Annotated in this window: 23 protein-coding genes; 8 read left to right on the plus strand and 15 right to left on the minus strand. The window is 64.3% G+C overall.

What is annotated here, in order from left to right:
• Positions 1 to 13: 13 nt before the first annotated feature.
• The gene (locus GB880_RS11965) at positions 14 to 796 is read left to right on the plus strand and encodes an endonuclease/exonuclease/phosphatase family protein (RefSeq protein WP_229774363.1); all 783 of its coding nucleotides are present in this window, start codon (positions 14 to 16) and stop codon (positions 794 to 796) included.
• A 65-nt stretch (positions 797 to 861) separates the two neighbouring features.
• A complete protein-coding gene (eno, locus tag GB880_RS11970) occupies positions 862 to 2,139 on the plus strand; it encodes a phosphopyruvate hydratase (protein ID WP_154493340.1) in 1,278 nt (425 codons plus the stop codon).
• A gap of 48 nt (positions 2,140 to 2,187) precedes the next feature.
• Here eno and GB880_RS11975 read toward each other — a convergent pair whose 3' ends face one another.
• The 3 genes from GB880_RS11975 to cysS are packed head-to-tail and all read right to left on the minus strand — an operon-like array spanning position 2,188 to position 5,988.
• The gene (locus GB880_RS11975; protein WP_263467161.1) at positions 2,188 to 2,949 is read right to left on the minus strand and encodes a squalene/phytoene synthase family protein; all 762 of its coding nucleotides are present in this window, start codon (positions 2,947 to 2,949) and stop codon (positions 2,188 to 2,190) included.
• Positions 2,946 to 4,568 (minus strand): citramalate synthase, encoded by a 1,623-nt coding sequence (gene cimA, locus GB880_RS11980; RefSeq protein WP_154489923.1) that lies wholly within the window; start codon positions 4,566 to 4,568, stop codon positions 2,946 to 2,948. Before cimA ends, GB880_RS11975 begins: the two co-directional genes overlap by 4 nt.
• A 22-nt stretch (positions 4,569 to 4,590) precedes the next feature.
• Positions 4,591 to 5,988, minus strand: coding sequence for a cysteine--tRNA ligase (gene cysS, locus GB880_RS11985; protein WP_154489925.1), 1,398 nt, complete (start codon positions 5,986 to 5,988; stop codon positions 4,591 to 4,593).
• Positions 5,989 to 6,143: 155 nt separating this feature from the next.
• On the opposite strand from cysS, the gene GB880_RS11990 reads away from it, so the two are divergent.
• A complete protein-coding gene (locus tag GB880_RS11990) occupies positions 6,144 to 6,485 on the plus strand; it encodes an MmcQ/YjbR family DNA-binding protein (protein WP_154489927.1) in 342 nt (113 codons plus the stop codon).
• Between the two features lie 54 nt (positions 6,486 to 6,539).
• On the opposite strand, the gene GB880_RS11995 is transcribed toward GB880_RS11990, so the two are convergent.
• From GB880_RS11995 to GB880_RS12040, 10 genes are all read right to left on the minus strand, one after another.
• The gene (locus tag GB880_RS11995) at positions 6,540 to 6,992 is read right to left on the minus strand and encodes a pore-forming ESAT-6 family protein (protein ID WP_154489929.1); all 453 of its coding nucleotides are present in this window, start codon (positions 6,990 to 6,992) and stop codon (positions 6,540 to 6,542) included.
• A 97-nt stretch (positions 6,993 to 7,089) separates the two neighbouring features.
• Entirely contained in the window at positions 7,090 to 8,187 is a 1,098-nt protein-coding gene (locus tag GB880_RS12000) for an ABC transporter ATP-binding protein (protein ID WP_154490140.1), read from the minus strand.
• 53 nt (positions 8,188 to 8,240) lie between these two features.
• Positions 8,241 to 9,047, minus strand: a complete 807-nt coding sequence (locus GB880_RS12005; RefSeq protein WP_154489931.1) for an ABC transporter permease — start codon at positions 9,045 to 9,047, stop codon at positions 8,241 to 8,243.
• Positions 9,044 to 9,913 carry an ABC transporter permease gene (locus tag GB880_RS12010; protein ID WP_154489933.1) on the minus strand — a complete coding sequence of 290 codons (870 nt, stop codon included), beginning with the start codon at positions 9,911 to 9,913 and terminating at the stop codon, positions 9,044 to 9,046. The genes GB880_RS12005 and GB880_RS12010 overlap by 4 nt, the downstream gene beginning before the upstream one ends.
• A 97-nt stretch (positions 9,914 to 10,010) precedes the next feature.
• The gene (locus GB880_RS12015; protein WP_154489946.1) at positions 10,011 to 10,436 is read right to left on the minus strand and encodes a secondary thiamine-phosphate synthase enzyme YjbQ; all 426 of its coding nucleotides are present in this window, start codon (positions 10,434 to 10,436) and stop codon (positions 10,011 to 10,013) included.
• The gene (rmuC, locus tag GB880_RS12020) at positions 10,433 to 11,860 is read right to left on the minus strand and encodes a DNA recombination protein RmuC (RefSeq protein ID WP_154489948.1); all 1,428 of its coding nucleotides are present in this window, start codon (positions 11,858 to 11,860) and stop codon (positions 10,433 to 10,435) included. The genes GB880_RS12015 and rmuC overlap by 4 nt, the downstream gene beginning before the upstream one ends.
• A gap of 85 nt (positions 11,861 to 11,945) precedes the next feature.
• Complete coding sequence (locus tag GB880_RS12025) at positions 11,946 to 12,359, minus strand: BLUF domain-containing protein (protein ID WP_154489950.1); 414 nt, start codon at positions 12,357 to 12,359, stop codon at positions 11,946 to 11,948.
• 1 nt (position 12,360) lies between these two features.
• Positions 12,361 to 14,349, minus strand: coding sequence for an RNA polymerase sigma factor RpoD (gene rpoD, locus GB880_RS12030; protein WP_154489952.1), 1,989 nt, complete (start codon positions 14,347 to 14,349; stop codon positions 12,361 to 12,363).
• A 162-nt stretch (positions 14,350 to 14,511) separates the two neighbouring features.
• Entirely contained in the window at positions 14,512 to 16,443 is a 1,932-nt protein-coding gene (gene dnaG / locus GB880_RS12035) for a DNA primase (RefSeq protein WP_154489954.1), read from the minus strand.
• 41 nt (positions 16,444 to 16,484) lie between these two features.
• Complete coding sequence (locus GB880_RS12040; protein WP_154489956.1) at positions 16,485 to 17,069, minus strand: TetR/AcrR family transcriptional regulator; 585 nt, start codon at positions 17,067 to 17,069, stop codon at positions 16,485 to 16,487.
• A gap of 100 nt (positions 17,070 to 17,169) precedes the next feature.
• Between GB880_RS12040 and GB880_RS12045 the strand changes: the two genes are divergently transcribed.
• Together GB880_RS12045 and GB880_RS12050 are read left to right on the plus strand one after the other, a co-directional pair.
• Positions 17,170 to 17,520, plus strand: a complete 351-nt coding sequence (locus GB880_RS12045) for a hypothetical protein (protein WP_154489958.1) — start codon at positions 17,170 to 17,172, stop codon at positions 17,518 to 17,520.
• A 9-nt stretch (positions 17,521 to 17,529) separates the two neighbouring features.
• A complete protein-coding gene (locus GB880_RS12050) occupies positions 17,530 to 18,702 on the plus strand; it encodes an alpha-hydroxy acid oxidase (protein ID WP_154489960.1) in 1,173 nt (390 codons plus the stop codon).
• 9 nt (positions 18,703 to 18,711) lie between these two features.
• Here the strand turns inward: GB880_RS12050 and GB880_RS12055 are convergent, their stop codons facing one another.
• Complete coding sequence (locus GB880_RS12055) at positions 18,712 to 19,686, minus strand: acyltransferase family protein (RefSeq protein WP_229774246.1); 975 nt, start codon at positions 19,684 to 19,686, stop codon at positions 18,712 to 18,714.
• Between the two features lie 192 nt (positions 19,687 to 19,878).
• On the opposite strand from GB880_RS12055, the gene GB880_RS12060 reads away from it, so the two are divergent.
• The 3 genes from GB880_RS12060 (at position 19,879) to gluQRS (ending at position 22,782) form a co-directional block, all read left to right on the plus strand.
• Positions 19,879 to 20,490: a 50S ribosomal protein L25/general stress protein Ctc gene (locus GB880_RS12060; protein WP_154489964.1), complete on the plus strand. Its 612-nt coding sequence runs from the start codon at positions 19,879 to 19,881 to the stop codon at positions 20,488 to 20,490.
• A 112-nt stretch (positions 20,491 to 20,602) separates the two neighbouring features.
• Positions 20,603 to 21,943: a methylenetetrahydrofolate--tRNA-(uracil(54)-C(5))-methyltransferase (FADH(2)-oxidizing) TrmFO gene (gene trmFO, locus GB880_RS12065; protein ID WP_154489966.1), complete on the plus strand. Its 1,341-nt coding sequence runs from the start codon at positions 20,603 to 20,605 to the stop codon at positions 21,941 to 21,943.
• The gene (gene gluQRS / locus GB880_RS12070) at positions 21,922 to 22,782 is read left to right on the plus strand and encodes a tRNA glutamyl-Q(34) synthetase GluQRS (protein WP_154489968.1); all 861 of its coding nucleotides are present in this window, start codon (positions 21,922 to 21,924) and stop codon (positions 22,780 to 22,782) included. Before trmFO ends, gluQRS begins: the two co-directional genes overlap by 22 nt.
• Here the strand turns inward: gluQRS and hisI are convergent.
• A complete protein-coding gene (hisI, locus tag GB880_RS12075) occupies positions 22,771 to 23,130 on the minus strand; it encodes a phosphoribosyl-AMP cyclohydrolase (RefSeq protein WP_154489970.1) in 360 nt (119 codons plus the stop codon). The genes gluQRS and hisI overlap by 12 nt on opposite strands.
• Positions 23,131 to 23,157 lie beyond the last annotated feature (27 nt).

Genomic DNA, 23,157 nt, shown 5'->3' on the forward strand with positions numbered 1-23,157 from the left:
CAGCAAAGGTGCCATGACCCATCCGACCGACCGCTTGAGACTGGCCAGCTACAACCTGCACAAGTGTCGGGGCATGACCGGCCCCCATGCCCCCGAACGAAACCTGCAGGTGATCGCGGAACTGGGCGCCGACGTGATTGCCCTGCAAGAGGTCGATTTCCGCTTTGGCGCGCGCCCCGAGGCGCTGCCGCGCAGTCTTATCAGCGATTTTACCGGCATGGTGCCCGCACCATTCCTGGGCACTGGCGAAAACTCGCTGGGGTGGCACGGGCAGACCATCCTCTTGCGGCCCGACCTGCGCGATGTGGCGCAGATCCGTCGCTTGCCCCTGCCCGGCATCGAACCCCGGGGGGCGCTGGTTCTGCGCCTGCCCGGGCTGACGGTGGTGGCCCTGCATCTGGGGCTGATGCGGTCATCGCGACGGGCACAGCTTTCACGCATAATCGCGCAGGTCAGGCGTATCGGCCACGACCGCGTCGTGCTGACCGGCGACTTCAACGAATGGCACGATTCCCGCGGGCTCGAGGCGCTGGAGCCGCTGCGCCTGGTGGCGCCCGGTCCCAGCTGGCCTGCGCCCTTTCCGCGTCTGCGCTATGACCGTTTTGCCCTGTCGCGCAGCATCGAGGTGCTGGACTGCGGTGTTCTGGACAATGACCTGGCGCGGCAGGCATCCGACCACCTGCCTGTCTGGGCGGATCTGGCGGTCGATGTCTATGCGCCCGGCCCCCGCGGCATGCAGCATCCGCCGATCCGGTCGCGCGTGCCTGACCAACCTGGGCCAGGGGTGCAAGATTGACGCTTTCCCGCAACGGCGGGCTTCGCTAAACAGCGGCCAACCTATTGTCACCAGAGGGACGGAACATGACCGCCATCATCGACATTTTCGCGCGCGAGATCCTGGACAGCCGTGGCAACCCGACCGTCGAGGTCGATGTCACGCTGGAGGACGGCACCATGGGCCGCGCCGCCGTGCCCTCGGGCGCCTCGACCGGGGCGCATGAAGCGGTCGAAAAGCGCGACGGCGACAAGTCGCGCTACATGGGCAAGGGCGTGCTTGAGGCCGTAAATGCGGTCAACGGCGAAATCGCCGAAAACCTGATCGGCGAGGATGTGACCGATCAGATCGGCATCGACCGCATGATGATCGAACTGGACGGGACCGCCAACAAAAGCCGGCTGGGCGCCAATGCCATCCTGGGTGTGTCGCTGGCCGTGGCCAAGGCCGCCGCTGAAGCCAGCGCCCAGCCGCTTTATCGCTATGTCGGCGGCACCGGTGCCCGCATCCTGCCGGTGCCGATGATGAACATCATCAACGGCGGCGAACATGCCGACAACCCGATCGACATTCAGGAATTCATGATCATGCCGGTGGCGGCCGAAAACATTCGCGAGGCCGTGCGCATGGGTTCCGAGGTGTTCCACACGCTGAAGAAGGAACTGTCTGCGGCGGGCCTTGCCACCGGCGTGGGCGACGAGGGCGGCTTTGCCCCCAACCTCTCCAGCACGCGCGAAGCGCTGGATTTCATTCTGAAGGCGATCGAAAAGGCCGGTTACGCCCCGGGCGACGACATCATGCTGGCGCTTGATTGCGCCTCGACCGAATATTTCAAGGGCGGCAAATACGAAATGAAGGGCGAACGCAAATCGCTGACGCCGGCCGAAAACGTCGCCTACCTCGAGGCGCTGTGCAACGACTACCCGATCCTGTCGATCGAGGACGGCTGTTCGGAAGACGACTGGGACGGCTGGAAGCTGCTCACCGACGCGCTGGGCGATCGCGTGCAACTGGTGGGTGACGACCTGTTCGTGACCAATCCCGCGCGCCTTGCCGACGGCATCGCCCGGGGGTGTGCCAACTCGCTGCTGGTCAAGGTGAACCAGATCGGCACCCTGACCGAAACGCTGGACGCCGTGCGCATGGCCGACCGCGCCCGCTATACGTCGGTGATGTCGCACCGTTCCGGCGAGACCGAGGACGCGACCATCGCCGATCTGGCGGTGGCGACGAATTGCGGCCAGATCAAGACCGGCTCGCTGGCGCGTTCGGACCGGCTGGCAAAATACAACCAGCTGATCCGCATCGAAGAAATGCTGGGCGCAGCCGCGGAATACGCCGGGCGGTCGATCCTGCGCGGCTGAGATTCCTTTGCAGCGATGTGATCGGGGGCGGCCACTGGCCGCCCCTTTTCACACCCGCCAGCGATGCGTCAGGGCAAAGCGCCCCAGCGCCAGGCGGCGGCGGAATTCGGACGGGGCCGCATGGGCCAAAGCCTCGATCCCCCTGGGCGCAGCGGCCAGGATCGCGCCCGCGGTCGCGCCGGGATACAGCACCGGCGCGAGCGCGCGGGAAATCATGCGGCGGCCAGCGGCGGCCTCGGCCAGGCGCGCCCGCGCCAGATCGGCCAGGCGTGCCAGTTCGGCCGGTGCGGGATCCCACAGCCCCAGGCCCAGCCTTTGCAGCGCCGGCAGCGCCGCCAGCCATTGCACCAGCCCGACGCCTTCGGCCTGTGCCGCCACCACCGGCGCGGCCTCGGCAGGCGCCGACAGGGCCTCGGCCGCGAATTGCGTCAACGGCACGGCGGTGGCCCGAACATAGTCGCAAACCGCCTGCGGGCCATCATGAGGCTCGCGCGCCGCGTCACGTCTGCGCGCCTCGGCCAGTTCGGCAAAGGCAGCCGCCCGTGCCCCCCAGGCCTCGGCAAGGGGCGACAACAGCTCATGCGGTTGCGGCTGCCGTTCGGCCAGCGATTCCAGGCTGTCGATCCACCATTGCAGCCGCATCTCGGCCACCAGCGGCTCGTTCGAGGCCAGCGGCGCGCGCGCCAGTTCCAGGTTCAGCGCATAAAGTGTCAGCAGCCGCGCCCGTCGCTCGGGCGCCACCATCAGGCAAATGCCGAAACGGTCGGGATCAAGCTCACGCAGCAGCTGTGCGCAGTAATCCACGCTCATGCCGGGGTCACCCGATCCCTGTGCAGTTTCCAGCGGATGGCATCCACCAGCGCCTCGAAACTGGCATCGACGATATTGGGAGAGACGCCCACCGTGGCCCAGGTATTGCCGTGGCCATCGGCGCATTCGATGATGACACGGGTCGTGGCCTCGACCCCGCTGCCGGTGATCCGCACGCGGAAATCGATCAGATGCATGTCGCTGATCGCCTGCTGATAGGGGCCCAGATCCTTGGCCAGGGCGCGCCACAGCGCATTCACCGGCCCCAGGTCATCACCCTGTTCGTCAAGGCTCTCGCTGACGGAAAGCACCCGCTGACCCCCGATGTCCACAACCACCACCGCCTCGGAAACGGAAATGCGCCGCCCCAGTGCGTTGCGGCGCCGCTCGACAGTGACGCGATAGCGCTCGACCGAGAAATAGGGCTGCAGCCGGCCCAGTTCCGACAGGGCCAGCAACTCGAAACTGGCTTGGGCACCGTCATAGGCATAACCAGCATCCTCGCGGGATTTGACCAGATCGAGGATGCGCGCCAGCGCCGGATCGTCGCTGTTCACGCTGACGCCCGCATCTGCCAGGCGCGCGCGAAGATTCGATTGCCCGGCCTGGTTCGACATCGGAATGATGCGGTCGTTGCCGACAATTGCAGGGTCGACATGCTCGTAGGTGGCGGGGTTCTTCAGGATCGCGCTGGCGTGCAACCCGGCCTTGTGGGCAAACGCCGAGGTTCCGACATAAGGAGCGTTGCGCAGTGGCGCGCGGTTCAGAATCTCGTCCAGTCGCCGCGAAATCCGCGTCAGCGCCGCCAGACCTTCCATGCTGACGCCTGTGGTCAGGGTCGAGCGGTAAGGCTCTTTCAGCAACAGGGTCGGAATCAGGCTGGTCAGGCTGGCGTTGCCGCAGCGCTCGCCCAGACCGTTCAACGTGCCCTGGATCTGACGCGCGCCGGCATCGACCGCGGCCAGCGAACAGGCGACGGCCTGCCCGGTGTCATCATGGCAATGAATGCCCAGACGATCGCCGGGAATGCCTGCGGCAATCACCGCGCGCGTCACCTCGGCCACCTGCTGCGGCAAACTGCCGCCGTTGGTGTCGCACAGCACCACCCAGCGCGCGCCGGCATCCACCGCCGCCCGCAGGCAGTCCAGCGCATAGCCGGGGTTCTCGGCGTAACCGTCAAAGAAATGCTCGGCATCGAACAGCGCCTCGCGCCCCTGGGATACCAGATGCGCCACCGAAGCCGCGATATTGTCCAGGTTGTCTTCAAGGCCGATTCCCAGCGCCTCGCGCACATGAAACGGATGCGCCTTGCCCACCAGACAGACCGCGCGAGTGCCGGCATTGGCGACAGCCGCCAGCACCTCGTCATTCGCGGCCGACCGCCCTGCCCGCTTGGTCATGCCAAAGGCGGTCATCGTGGCCCGCGTCTGGGGCGCAACGGCAAAGAAATCGCTGTCGGTGGGGTTCGCGCCGGGCCAACCGCCCTCGATGTAATCGACGCCCAGCTGGTCAAGCATCGCCGCGATCTCGACCTTTTCGGCGGCGGAAAACTGCACGCCCTGGGTTTGCTGGCCGTCGCGCAGGGTGGTGTCGTAAAGATACAGACGCTGGGGCTGCATGGTGCTTTCTTTCGGCGGGGGATCAGGATTGGGCAGGCAGCCTGGCGGGATCGAAGCCCGGCCCGGGTTGCAGATCGACGCTGTCGCGGGTCATCCGCACCTCGACCCCGGCAGCGACCAATTGCGATTTCAGCGCATCGACGGCGGCAAAATCGCGGCTTTGCATCGCCTCGGCCCGCAGCGCCGACAGCCGCGCGGCCCAGGCACCCAGATCGGCGGTCGCGGCCTGCGCCCAATCGCCCTGCGCCGCATCCAGAAGGCCCAGCAACCGCCCCGAGGCCAATAGCCCCGCCGCGTCCCCCTGACCGGCCAATTCGTGCATGGCGGCAATCGCACCCGCGGTGTTCAGGTCGTCGGCAAGCGCGGCGATGACGGCGGGTGCCGGGCTTGGCGCGGGGTCGATCCCCGCGACAAGGCCGCGCCACCGGCGCAGCACCGCCTCGGCCTCGCGCGCCTTTTCGGCCGTCCAGTCCATCGGCTTGCGGTAATGGGTGGACAGCAGCACCAACCGGATCACCTCGCCCGGGATGCCCTGGTCCAACAGGTCGCGCACGGTAAAGAAATTGCCCAGCGACTTGGACATCTTCTTGCCCTCGACCTGCAACATCTCGTTATGCAGCCAGATGCGCGCGAACTGCCCCTGCGGATGCGCGCAGCAGCTTTGCGCGATCTCGTTCTCATGGTGGGGAAATTGCAGGTCGATGCCGCCGGCATGAATGTCGAAACTGTCGCCCAGAAGCTCGTAGGACATGGCCGAACATTCGATATGCCAGCCGGGCCGTCCCCGACCCCAGGGCGAATCCCACCCCGGCAACTCCGCATCCGACGGCTTCCATAGCACGAAATCCATCGGATCTTCCTTGAAGGGCGCCACCTCGACCCGGGCACCGGCGATCATGTCGTCGACCGAACGCCCCGACAGACGGCCATAATCTGCATAGCTGCGCACCCGAAACAGCACATGGCCGTCGCGGGCATAGGCGTGGCCCGCAGCGATCAGCTCCTGGATCATAGCGATCATCGGGCCGATGTAATCGGTGGCACGTGGCTCGTGATCGGGTCGCGCCGCCCCCAGCGCATCCATGTCTGCGTGATACCAGCCGATGGTTTCGCGCGTGCGTTCGCGGATCAGATCCTCCAGCGTCCCCGGCGCACCCTGCTGCTGTCGCGCCAGGGCGGCCGCGTTGATCTTGTCATCAACATCGGTGAAGTTGCGCACATAGGTGACATGCTGCGCGCCATAGACATGGCGCAGCAACCGCACCAGCACGTCGATAACCACGACAGGCCGGGCATTGCCCAGATGCGCGCGGTCATAAACGGTCGGTCCGCACAGATACAGGCGCACATTGGTGCTATCCAGCGGCTCAAGGATTTCTTTCTGCCGCGTCCTCGTGTTTGTCAGCCTGATCTGGACCATGACTTCCCCTTTGCGGGCGTCATCAGGTCACCATGAACCGCCCGCCTGAAATTTCAGCCGGTAATAATGCAGCGGATGGCGGCGGTGTTCACCTTCATGGCCTTGGCTTAACGCATTGTCTTGCCTCTGCCAAGAGAGGCTGCGACAGTTGCCGCATGAGCCGCGAACTGGTGAATGAAATCTGCGCCGCCCAACCCGGGGCCGAATGGTCGGACCCCTGGGGCGGCGGCCACGACTGCTGGAAGATCGGCGGCAAGATGTTCGCCGTGACCGGGGCCAGCGGCAGCCATGTTTCGGTCAAGACCGACAGCCCCGACACCGCCCGCTTCCTGATCGAAACCGGCGTGGCCGAACGTGCGCGCTATTTCCATGCCAGCTGGGTGGCCTTGCCGCTGGATGCCGCGCCCGACGAACTGGCGCACCGGATCAGACATTCCTATCGCATCGTGCGCGGCAATCTGCCCAAGCGGGTGCAGCAAGGTTTGCCCCCGATGTAGGGCGCGACCGGACAGGCCGGCCGCGCCCCGTTGGTGTCGCGTGTCAGACCCGCATCAGGCGGGAACCTGCGACGCCAGCTGCTTCAGCAGGGCATCCATCTGCTTGCACAGGGCCTCTTCGCTGCTGTTCTGTTCCTTGGCCGCATCGGCCAGGCTGCGCTCGACGCCCATGGCGGAAACGGTGCCCGCTTTCCCCTTGGCTTCGGCGGCGTCGCCCTTGGCGGTGTCGCCGGGCGGGATCATCGCCAGCAGCCGGTTCTGCGTCTCGACAGCGGCGGCATCGATGAAGCCTTTCTCCTGGCAATAGATCAGCACACCCAACTGGTTGCGCGCGCTTTCATAGGTGGCGCCGCTATCCTGGGGGGCGGCCGCGCTGTCGGTTGGCGTGGCTGCGGGGGCGGTCTGCGGGGCCGGGGCGGCCTGTTCCTGCGCGCCGGCGACCCCGGCGGACAGCAGGGTCAGGGCGGACAGCAGGACGGCCCCAAGGGCTGCGGAACGTGCGATCATGGCGATCTCCGTCTGTTGCAATGTGGCGCGACAGTGGCATGGCGGGCCGGGGGCTGCAAACCGGCTGCGCGGATTGCCGCGCCCTGCCCGGTCCCGATCAGCGGAAAAGCACCAGCGACCCCGGCGACCAGCTGACATTTGCGCGAGTGCCCACATCCTGCACCTCGCGGCCAAAGACGTTGCGCATGGCGATGCGCACCGGCCGCGCCTTGCCGTCAAAGGAGTCCGCGCCATCCAGCCGCACGTCGTAATAGGTCATGTCGCCGTAATAGACGACTTCATCGACCACGCCTTCGGTAACGCGATTTGCCCCCTGCTGACCGGGGGCGACCAGCGACACCGCCTCGGGGCGGAAACCGATCGACGGTCCTTCGTCGCCGGGATCGGCATGGCTGACGTTCGACAGCGGAATATCGACCCGCCCCAGGCCCGGCGCCTCGACCTGCACGGCATCTGCGGTTTCGCCCAATACGCGGGCGGGCAGGAAGTTCATCACCCCGATGAAATTGGCGACCCGGCGGCTTGTCGGCCGGGCATAAAGGGCCTCGGGTCCGTCCAGCTGGGCAATCTGCCCCTCGAACATCACCGCGATGCGGTCCGACATCACCAGAGCCTCTTCCTGATCGTGGGTGACCAGAACAAAGGTGATGCCGACCTGACGCTGCAGCTTTATCAGCTCGACCTGCATCTGCTCGCGCATCTTGCGGTCCAAGGCCGACAAGGGTTCGTCCAGCAGCAGAACCTTGGGCTTCAGGATCAACGCCCGCGCCAGGGCCACGCGCTGACGCTGGCCACCGGAAAGGGCATGGCTGGCGCGCGCGCCGTATCCTTTCAGCCCGACCATCGCCAGCGCCTCTTCGACCGCCGCGGCCTTTTCGGCCTTGGATCGCGGATCGCGGCGCAGGCCGAAGCCCACATTCTCGGCCACGCTCAGATGCGGAAAGATGGCATAGGACTGGAACACCATGTTGGTGGGGCGACGGTTGGCCGGAACTGCCTCCATGTCCTGGCCGTCGATCAGCACCACGCCCGAGGATATGTCCTCGAACCCCGCGATGGTGCGCAGCAGCGTGGTCTTGCCGCAGCCCGATGGCCCCAGAAGCGAGAAGAATTCGCCCGAACGGATCGTCAGGTTGATGCCGCGCAGCGCGTGATAGTCGCCGTAATACTTGTGGACATCGCGGCATTCGATCATCGGCCGGGCCGCGGCCATGACCGCACGATGGGCTGCGGTGCTTTTCTGGGTGGTCAAAGGAAGCCCCCTGTATCTTTGGCGCCGGTCCTGGCGATGCCGCGGCGGCGGAAGTATTCGGCAATGGTCAGCAGCAATATCGACAGCAGCACCAGCACCGTGCCCAAAGCCATGATCATCGGGATCTGCTTGGGAAAGCGCAGCTGGCTGAAGATATAGGTGGGCAGGGTCGGTTCGTTGCCCGCAAGGAAGAAGGCGATGATGAATTCGTCCAGGCTGATGGTAAAGCTCATCAGCAGCGACGAGATGATGCCGGGCATCACCAGCGGCAGGATCACCAGCCGAAAGGCGCTGGCGCGGGTTTCGCCCAGATCATAGGCGGCCTCTTCGAGCGAGCGGTCCAGCGAGTTGAAGGCCGTGGTCAGGATCACCGTCGCATAGGGCATGCAGATCAGCGTGTGGCCTACGATCACCGTCAGGATCGACAGCTGCACCCCCAGCGACAGCAGCACCACCAGCAGCGAAATCGACACGATGATCTCGGGCAGGACCAGCGGCAGCATGATCAGCCCCATGATCGGCCCCTTGCCCGGAAACTCGAACCGGGTCGAGGCGCGGGCGGCGAAAACCCCCAGACAGGTCGCCAGGATCGAGGCGCTGACGGCGATAGTCAGCGAATTGGTCAGCGCCCGCCGCAGCGTGGCATTTCCCGCCATCTGCGCGAACCATTCCGTGGTGAAACCCTTCAAGGGAAAGGCGATGATCGTTCCCGAGTTGAAGGCAAAGATCGGCAGCAGCAGGATCGGCGCGTAAAGAAACAGCAGATAAAGGATCGCATAGATGCGCAGCCCGCCCCCCTTCATTGCCGCACCTTCAGAAAGCGGCGGTTCAGGGCGATGAACAGCACGCTCAGCACGGCCACGATCAGCATGGCGGTGACCGCCAGCGCCGAACCCAGAGGCCGGTTGTCCTGGTCCAGCATCTGGCTCTGGATCATGTTGGCGATCATCGGGATCTTGCCGCCCCCGATCAGCGCCGGGGTGACATAATCGCCGATGGTGGGAATGAATACGATCAGCGCCGCGGCCACCACACCCGGCATGGCCAGCGGCAAGGTCACGCGCCAGAAGGTCATGGCGCGGCTTTCGCCCAGATCGCGCCCGGCCTCGAGCAGCGAGCGATCGATTTTCTCAAGCGCGATGAAAATCGGCAGGATGGCAAAGGGCGCATAGGCATGGGCCAGCGTAATCACCATGGAATTGACATTGTAGAGGATGAAGGTCAGCGGCTGTTCGATCAGCCCCAGCGTCTTGAGCCCCGAGTTGATGACGCCGTTGTAGCCCAGGATCACCTTCCACAGGAATACCCGGATCAGATAGCTGGTCCAGAACGGAATGGTAATCAGGAACAGCCACATCGACTTGCGTTGCGGCGACACGGCAAAGGACAGGAAATAGGCCACCGGAAACGCCAGCAGCACCGTGACCAGCGTCACCATGCCGGCTACCGCCAGGGAACGCAGCATGATCTTGTGAAAGATCGGATCGCTCCAGACGGCGCGATAGTTTTCCAGCGTGAATTCGCGGATGACGGTCAGATAGCCGTCCTTGAAAAAGGAATAGGCCAGAATCGTCAGCAACGGCGCCGCCAGTACCAGAACCGCATAGCCCAGGGGCGGTGCAATCAGCGTCAGACCCTGGGCGGCCTGTGATCGGTTCGCAGAAGCCATGCCGTGAATACCCTTTGCGCCGTGCCTTCTGCCCCGCAAGTTTCCACATGCTGCCGCCAAGGGGAAGGCACTTTTGCGCGCCTGTCCACAGCTTTTGTCAGCCGGACAGGAACTTGCACAGGATTTCGCGCCGATGCGGCGCGCGACGATGCTCGAGCAGATAGACACCCTGCCAGGTGCCCAGCAGCATCCGCCCGCCAGCAACCGGGATATGCAGGCTGACCGGCAGGATGGCCGCCTTGAGATGGGCGGGCATGTCATCCGGACCCTCTGCGCGATGGGTCAGATAGGTCATGGCGGGACTGTCGGCCGATGGTGCGATACGGTCAAGCCAGGACAGCAGATCGCGTTGAACGTCGGGATCGGCGTTTTCCTGAATCAGCAGCGAGCATGAGGTATGCCGCACGAATATCGTCAGAACGCCGTCCTCGGCGCCGATCCCGCCCAGCCAATCGGCGATGCGCGCGGTCAGGTCATGAAAGCCCGGGCCATGCGTGGCGACGCGAAACCGCGTCAGGCTCATTCGGCGGCCTCGCCCGGCGCCTCGAGCGCGGCGCCTCCATCGTGATCCAGATCGATCCGCTTTTGCGTGCGTGCGCCCAGTTCGCGCAGCATCTCGGCCTGGCGGATGACATTGCCGGGGCCGCGTGTCAGCCGGTCCAGCGCCAGTGCATGGCTTTTCTGCGCCTTGTCCAGCGCCTGGCCGACATCCTCGATGGCCGACACGAATCCGTGCAGCTTGTCATAAAGCTGCCCTGCCCGGGCGGCGATCTGCATGGCATTGGATTCGCGACGCTCGACCGTCCAGATGTGATCGACGGTGCGCAGCGTCAGCATCAATGTCGTCGGGGTCGCGAGACCCACGCGATTTTCCATCGCAAACCGTGTCAGATCCGAATCGACGCGCAGCGCCTCGGAAAAGGCGCCCTCAATGGGAATGAACATCAGCACATAATCGACCGAACCTTCGTCAAGGGCCTGATACCCCTTGGCCGCCAAAGCCGTCACATGCGCGCGGACAGCGGCGACATGACGCCGCAAGGCCGCATCGCGCGCAGCGTCATCCTCGGCATTCACCGCATCTTCATAGGCATTCAGCGAAACCTTGCTATCGATGACCAGAAGCTTGCGCTGCGGCATCCTGACCAGCACATCCGGTCGCCAGATCCGTCCCTCGGCGTCACGTCGACTGACCTGGGATTCGTAATGGATCCCCGCCATCAGGCCGGATTGCTCAAGAATACGTTCCAGAATCATTTCGCCCCAGGCGCCTCGTTTCTGGCTGTCGCCCTTGAGCGCGCGTGTGAGCGCCACCGCCTCGCGCGAAATATCCTCGGAACGCTTGTGCAGGTATTCGATCTGCGCATGCAGGCGGGCGCGTTCCTCGTCCGTCGCCTTGTTGCGCGCCTGAAGTTCGGTCTGGAAGCGATGCACCTGATCACGAAAGGGCGTCAGCAAGGCCGACAGCTGCTCGCCATGCCGTTTCTGCAATTCGGCGCCCTGGCTTTTCAAGGTCTCATGCGCCATCAACCGGAAATGGCCAGTCATTTCCTCGCGCAATTCGCGCAGCGTGGCGATATCGCGCTGCGCCGCCTCGCGGTCCTTTTGAGCCGCAAGCCGGGTTTCGGCAAGATCGCGTTCAAGCCGCGCGGTCGTCTGACGTTCCCGGTGCAGTGCATCGCCCAAGCCGTCGCGTTCCTCGATCAGTTCCTGCACGCGCGCTGCCAGCGCCTCCGCCCGTGTCTCGAGCCGGCTCAGCGCCAGCAACTGGTCGCGCGATTCTGCCGCCGCCTGCTCGATCCGGTGCGTCATCGCCTGCTCATGCGCGCGCAAGGCCGCCTGGGTTTGCCGCTGGCGCCAGACCACCACCAGCAGCACGATCGCAAGCAGACACAGTACCATCACCAGCATCCGCAGACGTTCGGTATCCGTCAGCCAGGTTTCCATGTCCCACGCCCTTGCTTGCAGCGGCAGTTCAGGGGCCAGAATGTTCACGATTTACCCCGAATTGCAAGCCAGCATGAACCTGCCGTCAGCCCTGTTGCTGGCGCGCCCCCGCCAACATGAACCCCAGCAGACCGCGCGCAAAACCTGCGACGTCCCCCACGGTGACGCCGCTGCGCACCACCCAGTCGAAAAGTGTGCCGGGATCGGCGCTGCCAAAGCCCATATGCCAGTCGCCGAACATCCGCTGGGGCTGCGTGCCGCGCCACAGATATGTCATGTCGTAGTGACGCGGATCGGCTTCGATCAGGGCGGCGACCTGGTTCAGCGCGGCTTCCGGTCCCTCGAGCCATTGATAGAACTGGCCATCCTCGAGATGCAGATAGCCGCTGAGATGCAGTTCCTCATTGCGCCTGCGTGCCGATGCCAGAATGTCGCTGCATTCTGCCGAACGGGGCTGAACCCCCGTCCGGCTTTTATAAAGCAGAAAAGCGCACTCCACTCTATTGATCCAGGAAGGAACGCAGCTTACGCGACCGCGAAGGGTGCTTGAGCTTGCGCAGCGCCTTGGCCTCGATCTGGCGGATGCGTTCGCGGGTGACGCTGAACTGCTGACCCACTTCTTCCAGCGTGTGGTCGGTATTCATGCCGATGCCGAAGCGCATGCGCAACACCCGTTCTTCGCGCGGGGTCAGGCTGGCCAGCACGCGGGTGGTGGTCTCCTTGAGGTTTTCCTGGATCGCGCTGTCCAGCGGCAGGACGGCATTCTTGTCCTCGATGAAATCGCCAAGCTGGCTGTCCTCCTCGTCGCCGATGGGCGTCTCGAGGCTGATCGGTTCCTTGGCGATCTTCATCACCTTGCGGACCTTTTCCAGCGGCATCTGCAGCTTTTCGGCCAGTTCCTCGGGGGTGGGTTCGCGGCCGATCTCGTGCAGCATCTGGCGGCCGGTGCGCACCAGCTTGTTGATCGTCTCGATCATGTGAACCGGGATGCGGATGGTCCGCGCCTGGTCCGCGATGGACCGGGTGATCGCCTGCCGGATCCACCAGGTCGCATAGGTCGAGAACTTGTAGCCGCGGCGATATTCGAACTTGTCGACGGCCTTCATCAGGCCGATGTTGCCTTCCTGAATGAGATCAAGGAATTGCAGACCACGGTTCGTGTATTTCTTGGCAATCGAGATCACCAGGCGCAGGTTGGCCTCGACCATTTCCTTCTTGGCCTGCCGCGATTCCTTTTCGCCCCGCTGAACCTGCGAAACGATGCGGCGGAATTCCTCGATGTCGACGCCTACGTGCTGGCCGACCATGGCCATTTCGCTGCGCAGTTCCTCGACCTGGCGACGCGACTTTTCAAACAGCGCCTGCCAGCCGCGGCCCTTGTTTTCCATCATGCGCTCGACCCAGGTGGGGTCAAGTTCGCTGCCGCGGTAGGCCTCGATGAACTCACGCCGGTTGATGCGCGCGGCATCCGCCAGCTTGACCATGTTGGAATCGATGGTGACGATGCGGCGGTTGATGCCATAGATCTGATCGACCAGGGCCTCGATACGGTTGTTGTGCAGGTGCAGTTCGTTCACCAGCCCGACGATCCTGGCGCGCAACTCCTGATAGGCGGTTTCCTGTGCCGCGGAAAAGGTGCCGTCCTCGTTCAAGGTGGCGGACATGCGGTTGTCCTGCATATGCGCCAGTTCTTCATAGCCCTGGGCAATCGCTTCCAAGGTCTCGAGAACCTTGGGCTTCAGCGACGCTTCCATCGCCGCCAGCGACAGGTTCTGGCCGTCGTCCTCGTCCTCATCCTCTTCGATGCGGCTCATGGGATTGCCGTCGGCGTCCAGCTCCTCCTCGTCGCGGGCAGCCGCGCTTGCAACAGGACGGGGCGCGTCCGTCCCCAGCACCACCTCTTCGTCGCCCTCGTCATCCATGGAGCGACCGAAGGTGGTTTCCAGATCGATCACGTCGCGCAGCAGGATTTCCTCGTCCAGAAGTTCCTGACGCCACATGGTGATGGCCTTGAAGGTCAGCGGGCTTTCGCACAGACCGGCAATCATCGTATTGCGACCGGCCTCGATGCGCTTGGCGATCGCGATTTCGCCTTCGCGCGACAGCAGTTCGACCGAGCCCATCTCTCGCAGATACATGCGCACCGGGTCATCCGTGCGATCCAGCTTTTCGGTTTCGCTGCTGGCAACCGCCAATTCGCGCGAACCCGATCCGGTGGTGGTCAATTCGCCCCCGGCAGCCTCGGCCTCTTCGGCGTCCTCGTCGTTCTCGACCACGCGGATGTCCATTTCGGACAGCATGGACATGACGTCCTCGATCTGGTCGGAACTGACCTGTTCAGGGGGAAGAACGGCGTTCAGCTGATCATAGGTGATGTAGCCACGCTCACGCCCTTCGGCGATCATGCGTTTGACCGCAGCCTGCGACATGTCCAGAGAATGATCGTCGTCCTTGGTGTCGGGCTTCTGGTCGTCGTCGTTGGCTGCCATGCTGGCTCCCTTGAAGCGGTGATTCGCGAATCGGCGAATCGGGGTCGGCGGTCGAAGGGTTCTAGCCCGAATCGCAGGCGATTCAAAGCCTGCTCCAAGCCGGGAACCCCGTGATTCGGCAGGGCTGATTCGCCCCCGAGGATGACGCAAGCCCCGTGCCGGTCATCGACGAGGCTTGCGCCAGATTTCGTTGCGCAGCGCCGCCTCGAGGATGGCGCGATGCGCTTCGCTGTCCTCGCCCAGATCCGACAGATCGGCCAGCGAGGGGTGGTCTGCGCGTTGCCGGGCCTTGGCCGACTGCGCCATGCGCCAGGTCAGCCCTTCATCGGCCAAACCCTGGATTTCGGCTTCGGCCCGGGCGATTTCCTCACGGGCGGCGCGGCGCGCCTCGATCCGGTCGAGGGCATTGGTCAGAATTTCGGCGGCAGCGTCACCGTCCTGCGGACGCAGGATCGCCGGAGCGGTCTTGACATGGGGCTCGGCCATGATGCTTTCAAGGGCGCGCTGTCCGGCCTGCGATTGACCGCCCGACAGCAGATCGTGAACCAGAGCGGCCCGGTCCGCATCCTGCGGCGCCAGCCGTTCAAGGCGGGATTCAACATTGGCGATCAGCGAGGGATGCGTGGCGCATATGGCCAACACCATCGCCTCGATCAGCAGTTCGGCGTCGGTTTCATCGGCATCCGGCGAGGAAAGCCGCGAGGCGCGTGTCGGCGCGGCCGGCGCAGCCAAAGGTGCATGACGCAGATCCCGCGGCCAGGACGTGCGCGGCGTTCCGGCGCCGCGCGCCCCTGACGCGCCACGGCGGCTTGCGCCAAACAATTCCCATTTCAACTGCCGCAAAGTGGCAAAGTAATGGTCTCGGGTATCCTTGTCGGGAATGCGGGCCACTGCCTCGGCCAGGGCCCTGTCCAGCGCCGCGCGCCGCTCGGGGCTGTCAAAGACCTTGCCCTCGGTCTCGCGCCGCCACAGCAGATCGACCAGCGGCCTTGCCTGATCGAGCACCGCCTGCATTGCGCCAGAGCCCTTGGCACGGATCAGATCGTCGGGGTCCATGCCCTGCGGCAGAAACGCGAAACGCAATGCCTGCCCCGGCCCGGTCAGCGGCAGTGCCAGGTCGATCAGCCGCATGGCGGCGCGCAGCCCGGCACTGTCGCCATCCAGCGCGATCACCGGCTCGGGCGAGACGCGCCACATCAGCCGCAGCTGTTCCTCGGTGATCGCGGTGCCCAGCGGTGCGACGGCGCCGTCGAAACCGGCGCGAACCAGGGCGATCACATCCATATAGCCTTCGGCCACGACCAGCGGCCGGCCCTTGGCCACGGCAGCGCGGGCGGGGCCGATGTTGTAAAGGTTCCGTCCCTTGTCGAACAGGGCGGTTTCGGGGCTGTTGAGATATTTCGCCCGCGCGTTCGGGTCGAGCGAACGCCCGCCGAAGGCGATGCAGCGCCCGCGGCCGTCGCGGATGGGAAAGATGATACGGCCACGAAAGCGGTCGAAGGGCGCGCCGCCACCATCGGGGCGCGCGGCAAGGCCGGCATCGACGATCAGCGCCTCGGCCACGCCCTTGCTGCGCAGCGCATTGAACAGGCCCTGGCGCTGGTCGGGGGCAAAGCCGATACCGAACTGTTCGCAGGCCGCCGCATCCAGGCCGCGGCGTTGCAGATAGGCGCGCGCGTCCTCGGCCGGGGCCATGCCCAGCTGCATGCGGAACCAGCGCTGGGCCAGCTCCATCACCTCGACCAGTTCGTTGCGGCGGTCGCTACGCTGGACCTGACGGGGGTCGCGTTCGGGCATGGGCAGGCCGGCCTCGGCCGCAAGCAGTTCGACCGCCTCGATGAACCCCATGCCCTCGGCCTCGCGCAGAAAGGTTAGCGCATCGCCCTTGGCGTGGCAGCCGAAGCAGTAATAGAATCCCTTCTGATCATCGACATGGAACGAGGCGGTTTTCTCGCCATGAAACGGACACGGCGCCCACCAGTCGCCCTTGGCCTGGTTGGAACGCCGCAGATCCCAGACCACCTTTTTCCCGATGATGCGCGACAAGGGCACCCGGGCGCGGATCTCGTCAAGGAATTGGGGCGGCAGGCTCATGCCGTCTTATATCGGATCGACATGGCGGGTTGCAAAGGGGTTCACGCGCCGACCGCGCCGCGCACCAGATCCCAATAGACGGCCAGCACGCGGTCCTGATCCAGGCGGCCGCCTTCGCGATACCAGTTCGTCACCCCGGTCAGCATTGCAATCAGCGCCATGGTGGCCAGCCGTGTGTCCGGCACCGACATGCTTCCTTCGGCCTCGCCGGCGATCAGGATGGCTTCCAGTGCGTCCTCGTAGCGGCGGCGCAGTGCGGCAATGCGACTGCGGTTTTCGGGCGTCAGGTTGCGCAGTTCCATATAGGACAGGAACACCGATTCGGGGCGTTCCAGGCTGTTGCGAATGTGAAAGCGCAGGAACCGCTCCAGTCGCTCCAGCGCCGGGCGCGACGGATCGTCCACCCAGGCGGCCAGCAACTCTTCCATATGACCATGCAGCAGATCGGCCAGCAGTGCCTGCTTGTCGGGGGTATAGGCGTAAAGCGCGCCGACCTGCACCCCGACCTCGGCCGCGATCTGGCGCATGGACACCGCGGCATAGCCATGGCGGGCAAACAGCCGCCGCGCCGCCTCGCGGACAAGCGGTCCGGTGATTTCTGCCCTTGATCCCTGTTTGCGTGCCATACCGTCGTTTAGGTCTGACACTCGGCAAAGAAAAGACCGCATCTTGCCCCTGCCCCCGACGCCGCCCTATGGTTCGCGCAACGATCGTCCGGGGAATGGAATGCGACAGCCATTGATTGCAGCATCGCTGGCCTTGCTGGGGCTGAGCGCCTGCGGCGACGACAGCGGCGATTATCCGGCGCTGCTGCCGACCGAACAGATGCTGGCCGAACCGGCCCTGCCTGCTCATGCCGCGGATGCCGCGCGGCAGGACAACCTGGCGACAGCCTTGCAGGCACGCGCAGGGGCGCTGTCCGGGCGCGCGCCTGCCCCAGTGATCGATCAGGCCGCGCTGGCGCGACGCGCACAGGCGCTGCGCGACCGCGCCGCGGCACTGGCACGCCAGCCGCTGGACAGCGCGGCAACCGCCTGTCCCGACGATGCGCCAGAATGCACCGCCACGACCCGATAGGATTGTTCCATGCCCGTGATTACCTGCATCGACGATCTCAAGCGCATCTACCGCCGGCGGGTGCCGCGCATGTTCTACGATTACGCCGAAAGCGGCAGCTATACCGAGACCACCTTTCGCCAGAACAGCGACGATTTCAGGCGCATTGCCCTGCGTCAGCGCGTGGCGGTCGACATGTCCGACCGCAATACGGCCAGCACCATGATCGGACAGCCGGTCAGCATGCCGGTCGGCCTGGCGCCTGTTGGTCTGACAGGCATGCAATCTGCGGATGGCGAGATCAAGGCCGCACGCGCCGCGCGGGATTTCGGCGTGCCCTTCACGCTTTCCACTATGTCGATCTGTTCGATCGAGGATGTGGCGCAGGCTACCGGCCATCCGTTCTGGTTCCAGCTCTACGTCATGCGCGACCAGGAGTTTCTTGAGGCGATCATCGAACGCGCCCGGCAGGCGCAATGTTCGGCCCTGGTGCTGACGCTGGACCTGCAGATCCTGGGACAGCGGCACAAGGATCTCAAGAACGGCCTGTCCGCCCCGCCCAAGCTGACCCTGCCCGTGCTGATGGACCTGGCGACGAAATGGCGCTGGGGGATCGAGATGCTGCAGACCCGCCGCCGCTTTTTCGGCAATATCGTCGGCCACGCCAAGGGCGTCGGCGACACCTCGTCGCTGGCCAGCTGGACCGCCGAGCAGTTCGATCCGCAACTCGATTGGGACAAGATCGCGCGCATCCGCGACCTTTGGGGCGGCAAGCTGATCCTGAAAGGCATCAACGACCCCGAGGACGCGCGCATGGCGGCGGGCTTTGGCGCCGATGCGATCGTCGTCAGCAATCACGGCGGCCGGCAACTGGACGGCGCCGTCAGCTCGATCCGGATGCTGCCGCATATCGTAAAGGCGGTTGGCGATCAGGTGGAAATCCACCTCGACAGCGGCATCCGCTCGGGACAGGACGTGCTGAAGGCCCTGGCGCTGGGGGCGCATGCCACCTATATCGGCCGCGCCTTCATCTATGGGCTGGGGGCCATGGGCCAGGCTGGAGTCACCACGGCGCTGGATATCATCCGTCGCGAACTGGACGTGACCATGGCGCTGTGCGGCGAACGCGATGTGCGCAACCTGGGCCGACACAATCTGCTGCTGCCGAAAGATTTCCTGAACCCCTGGGCCGATCCGGCCTGAGCACCTGCCTCACGGCCGCGCGTGGTCCCGCCGCCCAGAGGGATGGCGCGGTTTGCCAAAGCCGGGAATGGGGAAGCGCTGCAGGATCAGGGCGACCAGCGTCGGTAAACCGACGGCAAATAGCATCTGTTCCCCCAGGTTTCTGTAACCCATCTGGGTGGCCAGCCACAATCCGATCACATGCATGAAGTAGATCGAGGCGGAAATGGGATCCAGACGCATGGGTGGCGCGGGCATGCGCGTGCCCAGGGTGGCAATGAACAATGCCGGGGCGGCAACATACGAACTCAGCGGAATATCCAGCATCACCTGCAAACCCCAGCGAGCCTGAACCAGCCAGGATTCCACCATCAACAGCCCCAGACCGACGACTGTTGCCAGCAGCACCAGCGGTCGGGCCGGCAATGCCTCCATCCCACAGCGGGCGACACGGCGGCCAATGACATAGCCGATTGCCAGAAACGGAAAGCACATGAACAGCCCGTTTGAAAACTTGTGCACCCCAACCTTGGCGATCCCGGAAAGCGAGACATATTGCAGCACCACCCCGATGATCGCGCAGACCGCCGCCACCGCCATCATCAGCCGGTATTGTGCCAGTGGCGCCACGCGCTGGCCGATCTCGCGCAGGATCAGCACGAAGGCGCCGGCCGCCAGGATTCCGGCCATGAACCAGAGGTGAAAATACCCCCAGACCAGGGTCTTGACCAAGGACAGCGGCCCATGCACCTCGTTGCTCCAGAACGGCAGATAGACGGCCATCCAGAACAGATACAACACCGCCACGCGCTTCAGCCATTTCAGCCCCTTGCCACGGGCCACCGCGGAATAGAGGAAATATCCGGCAGTAATGCAGAACGTCGGCACCATCACCCGCATCAGCCCGTTGCCGATCATGAACAGCTGCGGTGTCATGTGGGTCTGCAGCCAGTAGGTGTGGCCGAAGGCAACCGCGATTGCCAGGCCGAGTTTGAGATAGTCCAAGGAATGAATGCGGTGCAACCTGTGTCCCCGCCGGTTCGGAAATGTGTTGGTATGGTGCCTCTTGATCGTGCCATTTCGGTCCGTCATGCAAGCTTTTTCTGCTTCACATTTCATTTGCGTCGCGTTATAGGCCCGGCCTTGGCCATGCACCCTTGGAGGATGGCCGCCAACGCTTAACAAAGGATTACCGACATGGCCAAAGAGATCCCGGATCTGGTGGCCGAGGCACGCGCGGGGACAGGCAAGGGGGCCGCCCGCCAAGCTCGCCGCGAAGGCAAGGTGCCCGGCATCGTCTATGGCGACGGCAAGGAACCGCAGCCGATCGCCCTGGACTTCAACTATCTGCTGACCAAGCTGCGCGCCGGCCGCTTCATGTCCACCCTGTGGAACCTGAAGGTCGAAGGTCAGGATGACGTCCGCGTCGTCTGCCGCGGCGTGCAGCGCGATGTGGTCAAGGATCTTCCGACCCATATCGACTTCATGCGCCTGCACCGCAACACCCGCGTCAACCTGTTCATCCACGTGAACTTCGAAAACCACGAAGCTTCGCCGGGGCTGAAGCGTGGCGGCACGCTGGTCGTCGTGCGTCCCGAGGTTGAACTGGTCGTGACGGCGTCGGACATCCCCGATCACATCACCGTCGACCTGACGGGCAAGCAGATCGGCGACACGATCCACATCAACGATGTCGAGCTGCCCAAGGGCGTCAAGCCGACCATTGATCGCAACTTCGTCATCGCCAACATCGCGGCGCCTTCGGGCCTGCGGTCCGAGGAAAACGAGGAAGCCGCGGCCGAGGCCTGATCGCCACGTCCCGATCCAGTCGCGGGCGGCATCCCTTGCGGATGCCGCCCTTTTGCTTGTGATGCGCTGCGCGCCTTGTTAACAGGCCCGCCGTAGTGAAAAAGGGGAAGCCATGGAACCGATCCATGTCATCGGCGCCGGTCTGGCCGGGTCCGAGGCCGCCTGGCAGATTTCGCGTTTGGGGGTGCCGGTTGTCCTGCACGAGATGCGGCCACAGGTCGGAACCTTTGCCCATCGCACCGGCGATTGCGCAGAAATGGTCTGCTCGAACAGCTTTCGGTCGGATGACGACCGCATGAACGCGGTCGGGCAGCTGCATTGGGAAATGCGGGCCGCAGGCGGGTTGATCATGGCCATGGCCGAACAGCATCGACTGCCGGCCGGAGGGGCGCTGGCGGTCGATCGCGAGGCATTTTCGGCCGCTGTTACCCGGGCCCTGCATGAGCAGCCCCTGATCAGCTTTGCCCCCGGGGAAATCACCGAACTGCCGCAGGACGGCCGCTGGATCATCGCAACTGGTCCGCTGACATCGCCGGCGCTGGGACAATCGATCCTGGCAGCGACTGGCGAAGGCGCATTGGCCTTTTTCGACGCCATCGCGCCGATCGTTCACGCCGACACCATCGACATGTCCATCTGCTGGCGTCAAAGTCGCTACGACAAGGGCGAAACCGAGGCCGAACGCACCGCCTATATCAACTGCCCCCTGACGCGCCAGGAGTATGAAGATTTCATAGACGCCCTGCTGGCTGCCGAGAAAACCGAATTTCACGAAGGCGAAACCGCGGGTTATTTCGACGGCTGCCTGCCCATCGAAGTTATGGCCGAACGCGGCCGCGAAACCCTGCGCCATGGGCCGATGAAGCCCGTCGGGCTGACCAACGCCCATAAGCCCAGCGAAAAACCCCATGCGGTCGTGCAGCTGCGCCGAGATAATGCGCTGGGCACGCTTTATAATATGGTCGGCTTTCAGACAAAGATGAAATATGGCGCGCAAGTCGATGTTTTCAGACGCATTCCTGGGCTGCAAAACGCCAGCTTTGCACGTCTGGGCGGAATTCACCGCAATACATTCCTGAATTCCCCCAGGTTGATCGACAATCGCTTGCGTCTGCGCGATCGCCCGAACTTGCGCTTTGCCGGTCAGATAACCGGGGTCGAAGGCTATGTCGAATCTGCGGCCATGGGGTTGTTGGCGGGCCGTATGGCCGCAGCCGAAGCGCTGGGCCGCGATCTGCCGCCACCGCCCGCCACGACATCCATGGGGGCGCTGGTCAACCACATCACCGGCGGGGCTGATGCGCGCAGCTTCCAGCCCATGAATGTGAACTTTGGCCTGTTCCCGCCGCTGGATGCAGGCAGCACCGGGCGCAAGGGGCGCAAGGATCGCTATCCCGCTTACACTGATCGGGCGAAAAAAGATTTTTCCCAATGGCTTGCGGGTCAGATATAACGCGCACGCGCTTTGCACCATCGCCCACCGGCCCGCTGCATCTGGGCCATGCCTTTGCAGCCTTGACGGCCGCGCAACTGGCCAGCCCGGGCCAGTTCCTGCTGCGGATCGAGGATATCGACCAGAGCAGATGCCGCGCGATCTATGAAAACATGATCGATGAGGATCTGCACTGGCTGGGCCTTGAATGGCCGCAACCGGTCATGAGGCAGTCGGAACGCCTGGAGGTTTACAGGGCGGCCCTGGACCGCCTGACACAACTGGGACTGCTATATCCTTGTCGCTGTCGCCGCGCCGATATCCGGCAAGCGTTGTCAGCCCCGCAAGAGGGTGCGACCCCCAACCTTGGCCCCGATGGACCGGTCTATCCTGGCACGTGTCGTGGCCGCAGCATGCGCGATGCCGCAGCAGGTGACGCGCTGCGGTTGGATGTGGGTAGGGCCTTTGCTCACCTGGGCTGCGAGGGGCTTGGTTTTGTCGATCAGATCGTCGGGCCGGGGTATCATTCCCTGTCTGCCGCAGAATTCAGGGCGCGGATCGGCGATGTGGTGCTGGCGCGGCGCGGCATGGGGACCAGCTATCATCTGTCGGTAGTGATCGACGATGCCGAGCAGGGCATCACATTGGTGACGCGCGGCGAAGATCTTTTTGAATCTACATGGATACATGTTCTTCTTCAGAAACTTCTTGGCTTTCCTCAGCCAAGCTATCACCATCATCGCCTGATCCGCGACGCACAGGGCAAAAGGCTGGCCAAGCGCGACGACGCCCGCGCGCTGCGCCTGCTGCGCGACGAAGGCATCACCCCCGACCAGATCCGCCAGCAACTAGGGTTCTAGCGGCTGCATGATCTCGACCTCGGCATCGTCACGCAGCGCCGAATAGAAGCAGCTTCGCCGGTTGGTGTGGCAGGCCGGGCCGATCTGCTCGACCAGCAGCAACAGGCAGTCGCGGTCGCAATCAATGCGGAGTTCGACCAGCTTCTGGACATGCCCCGATGTTTCGCCCTTGGCCCAGAACGCCTGCCGCGAGCGCGACCAGTAGGTGACCTGACCGCTGTCCAGCGTTCGGCGCAGGGATTGCGCGTTCATCCAGGCCATCATCAGCACCTCACCGCTGCGATGATCCTGGGCGATGGCGGGAATCAGCCCGTTGGCATCGTATTTCAGGCTGGCGAGGTCGAACATCGGCTTTCCTTTCGGCATGACCATGCC

This window comes from Paracoccus sp. SMMA_5_TC (assembly GCF_009696685.2).
Classification (GTDB): Bacteria; Pseudomonadota; Alphaproteobacteria; order Rhodobacterales; family Rhodobacteraceae; genus Paracoccus.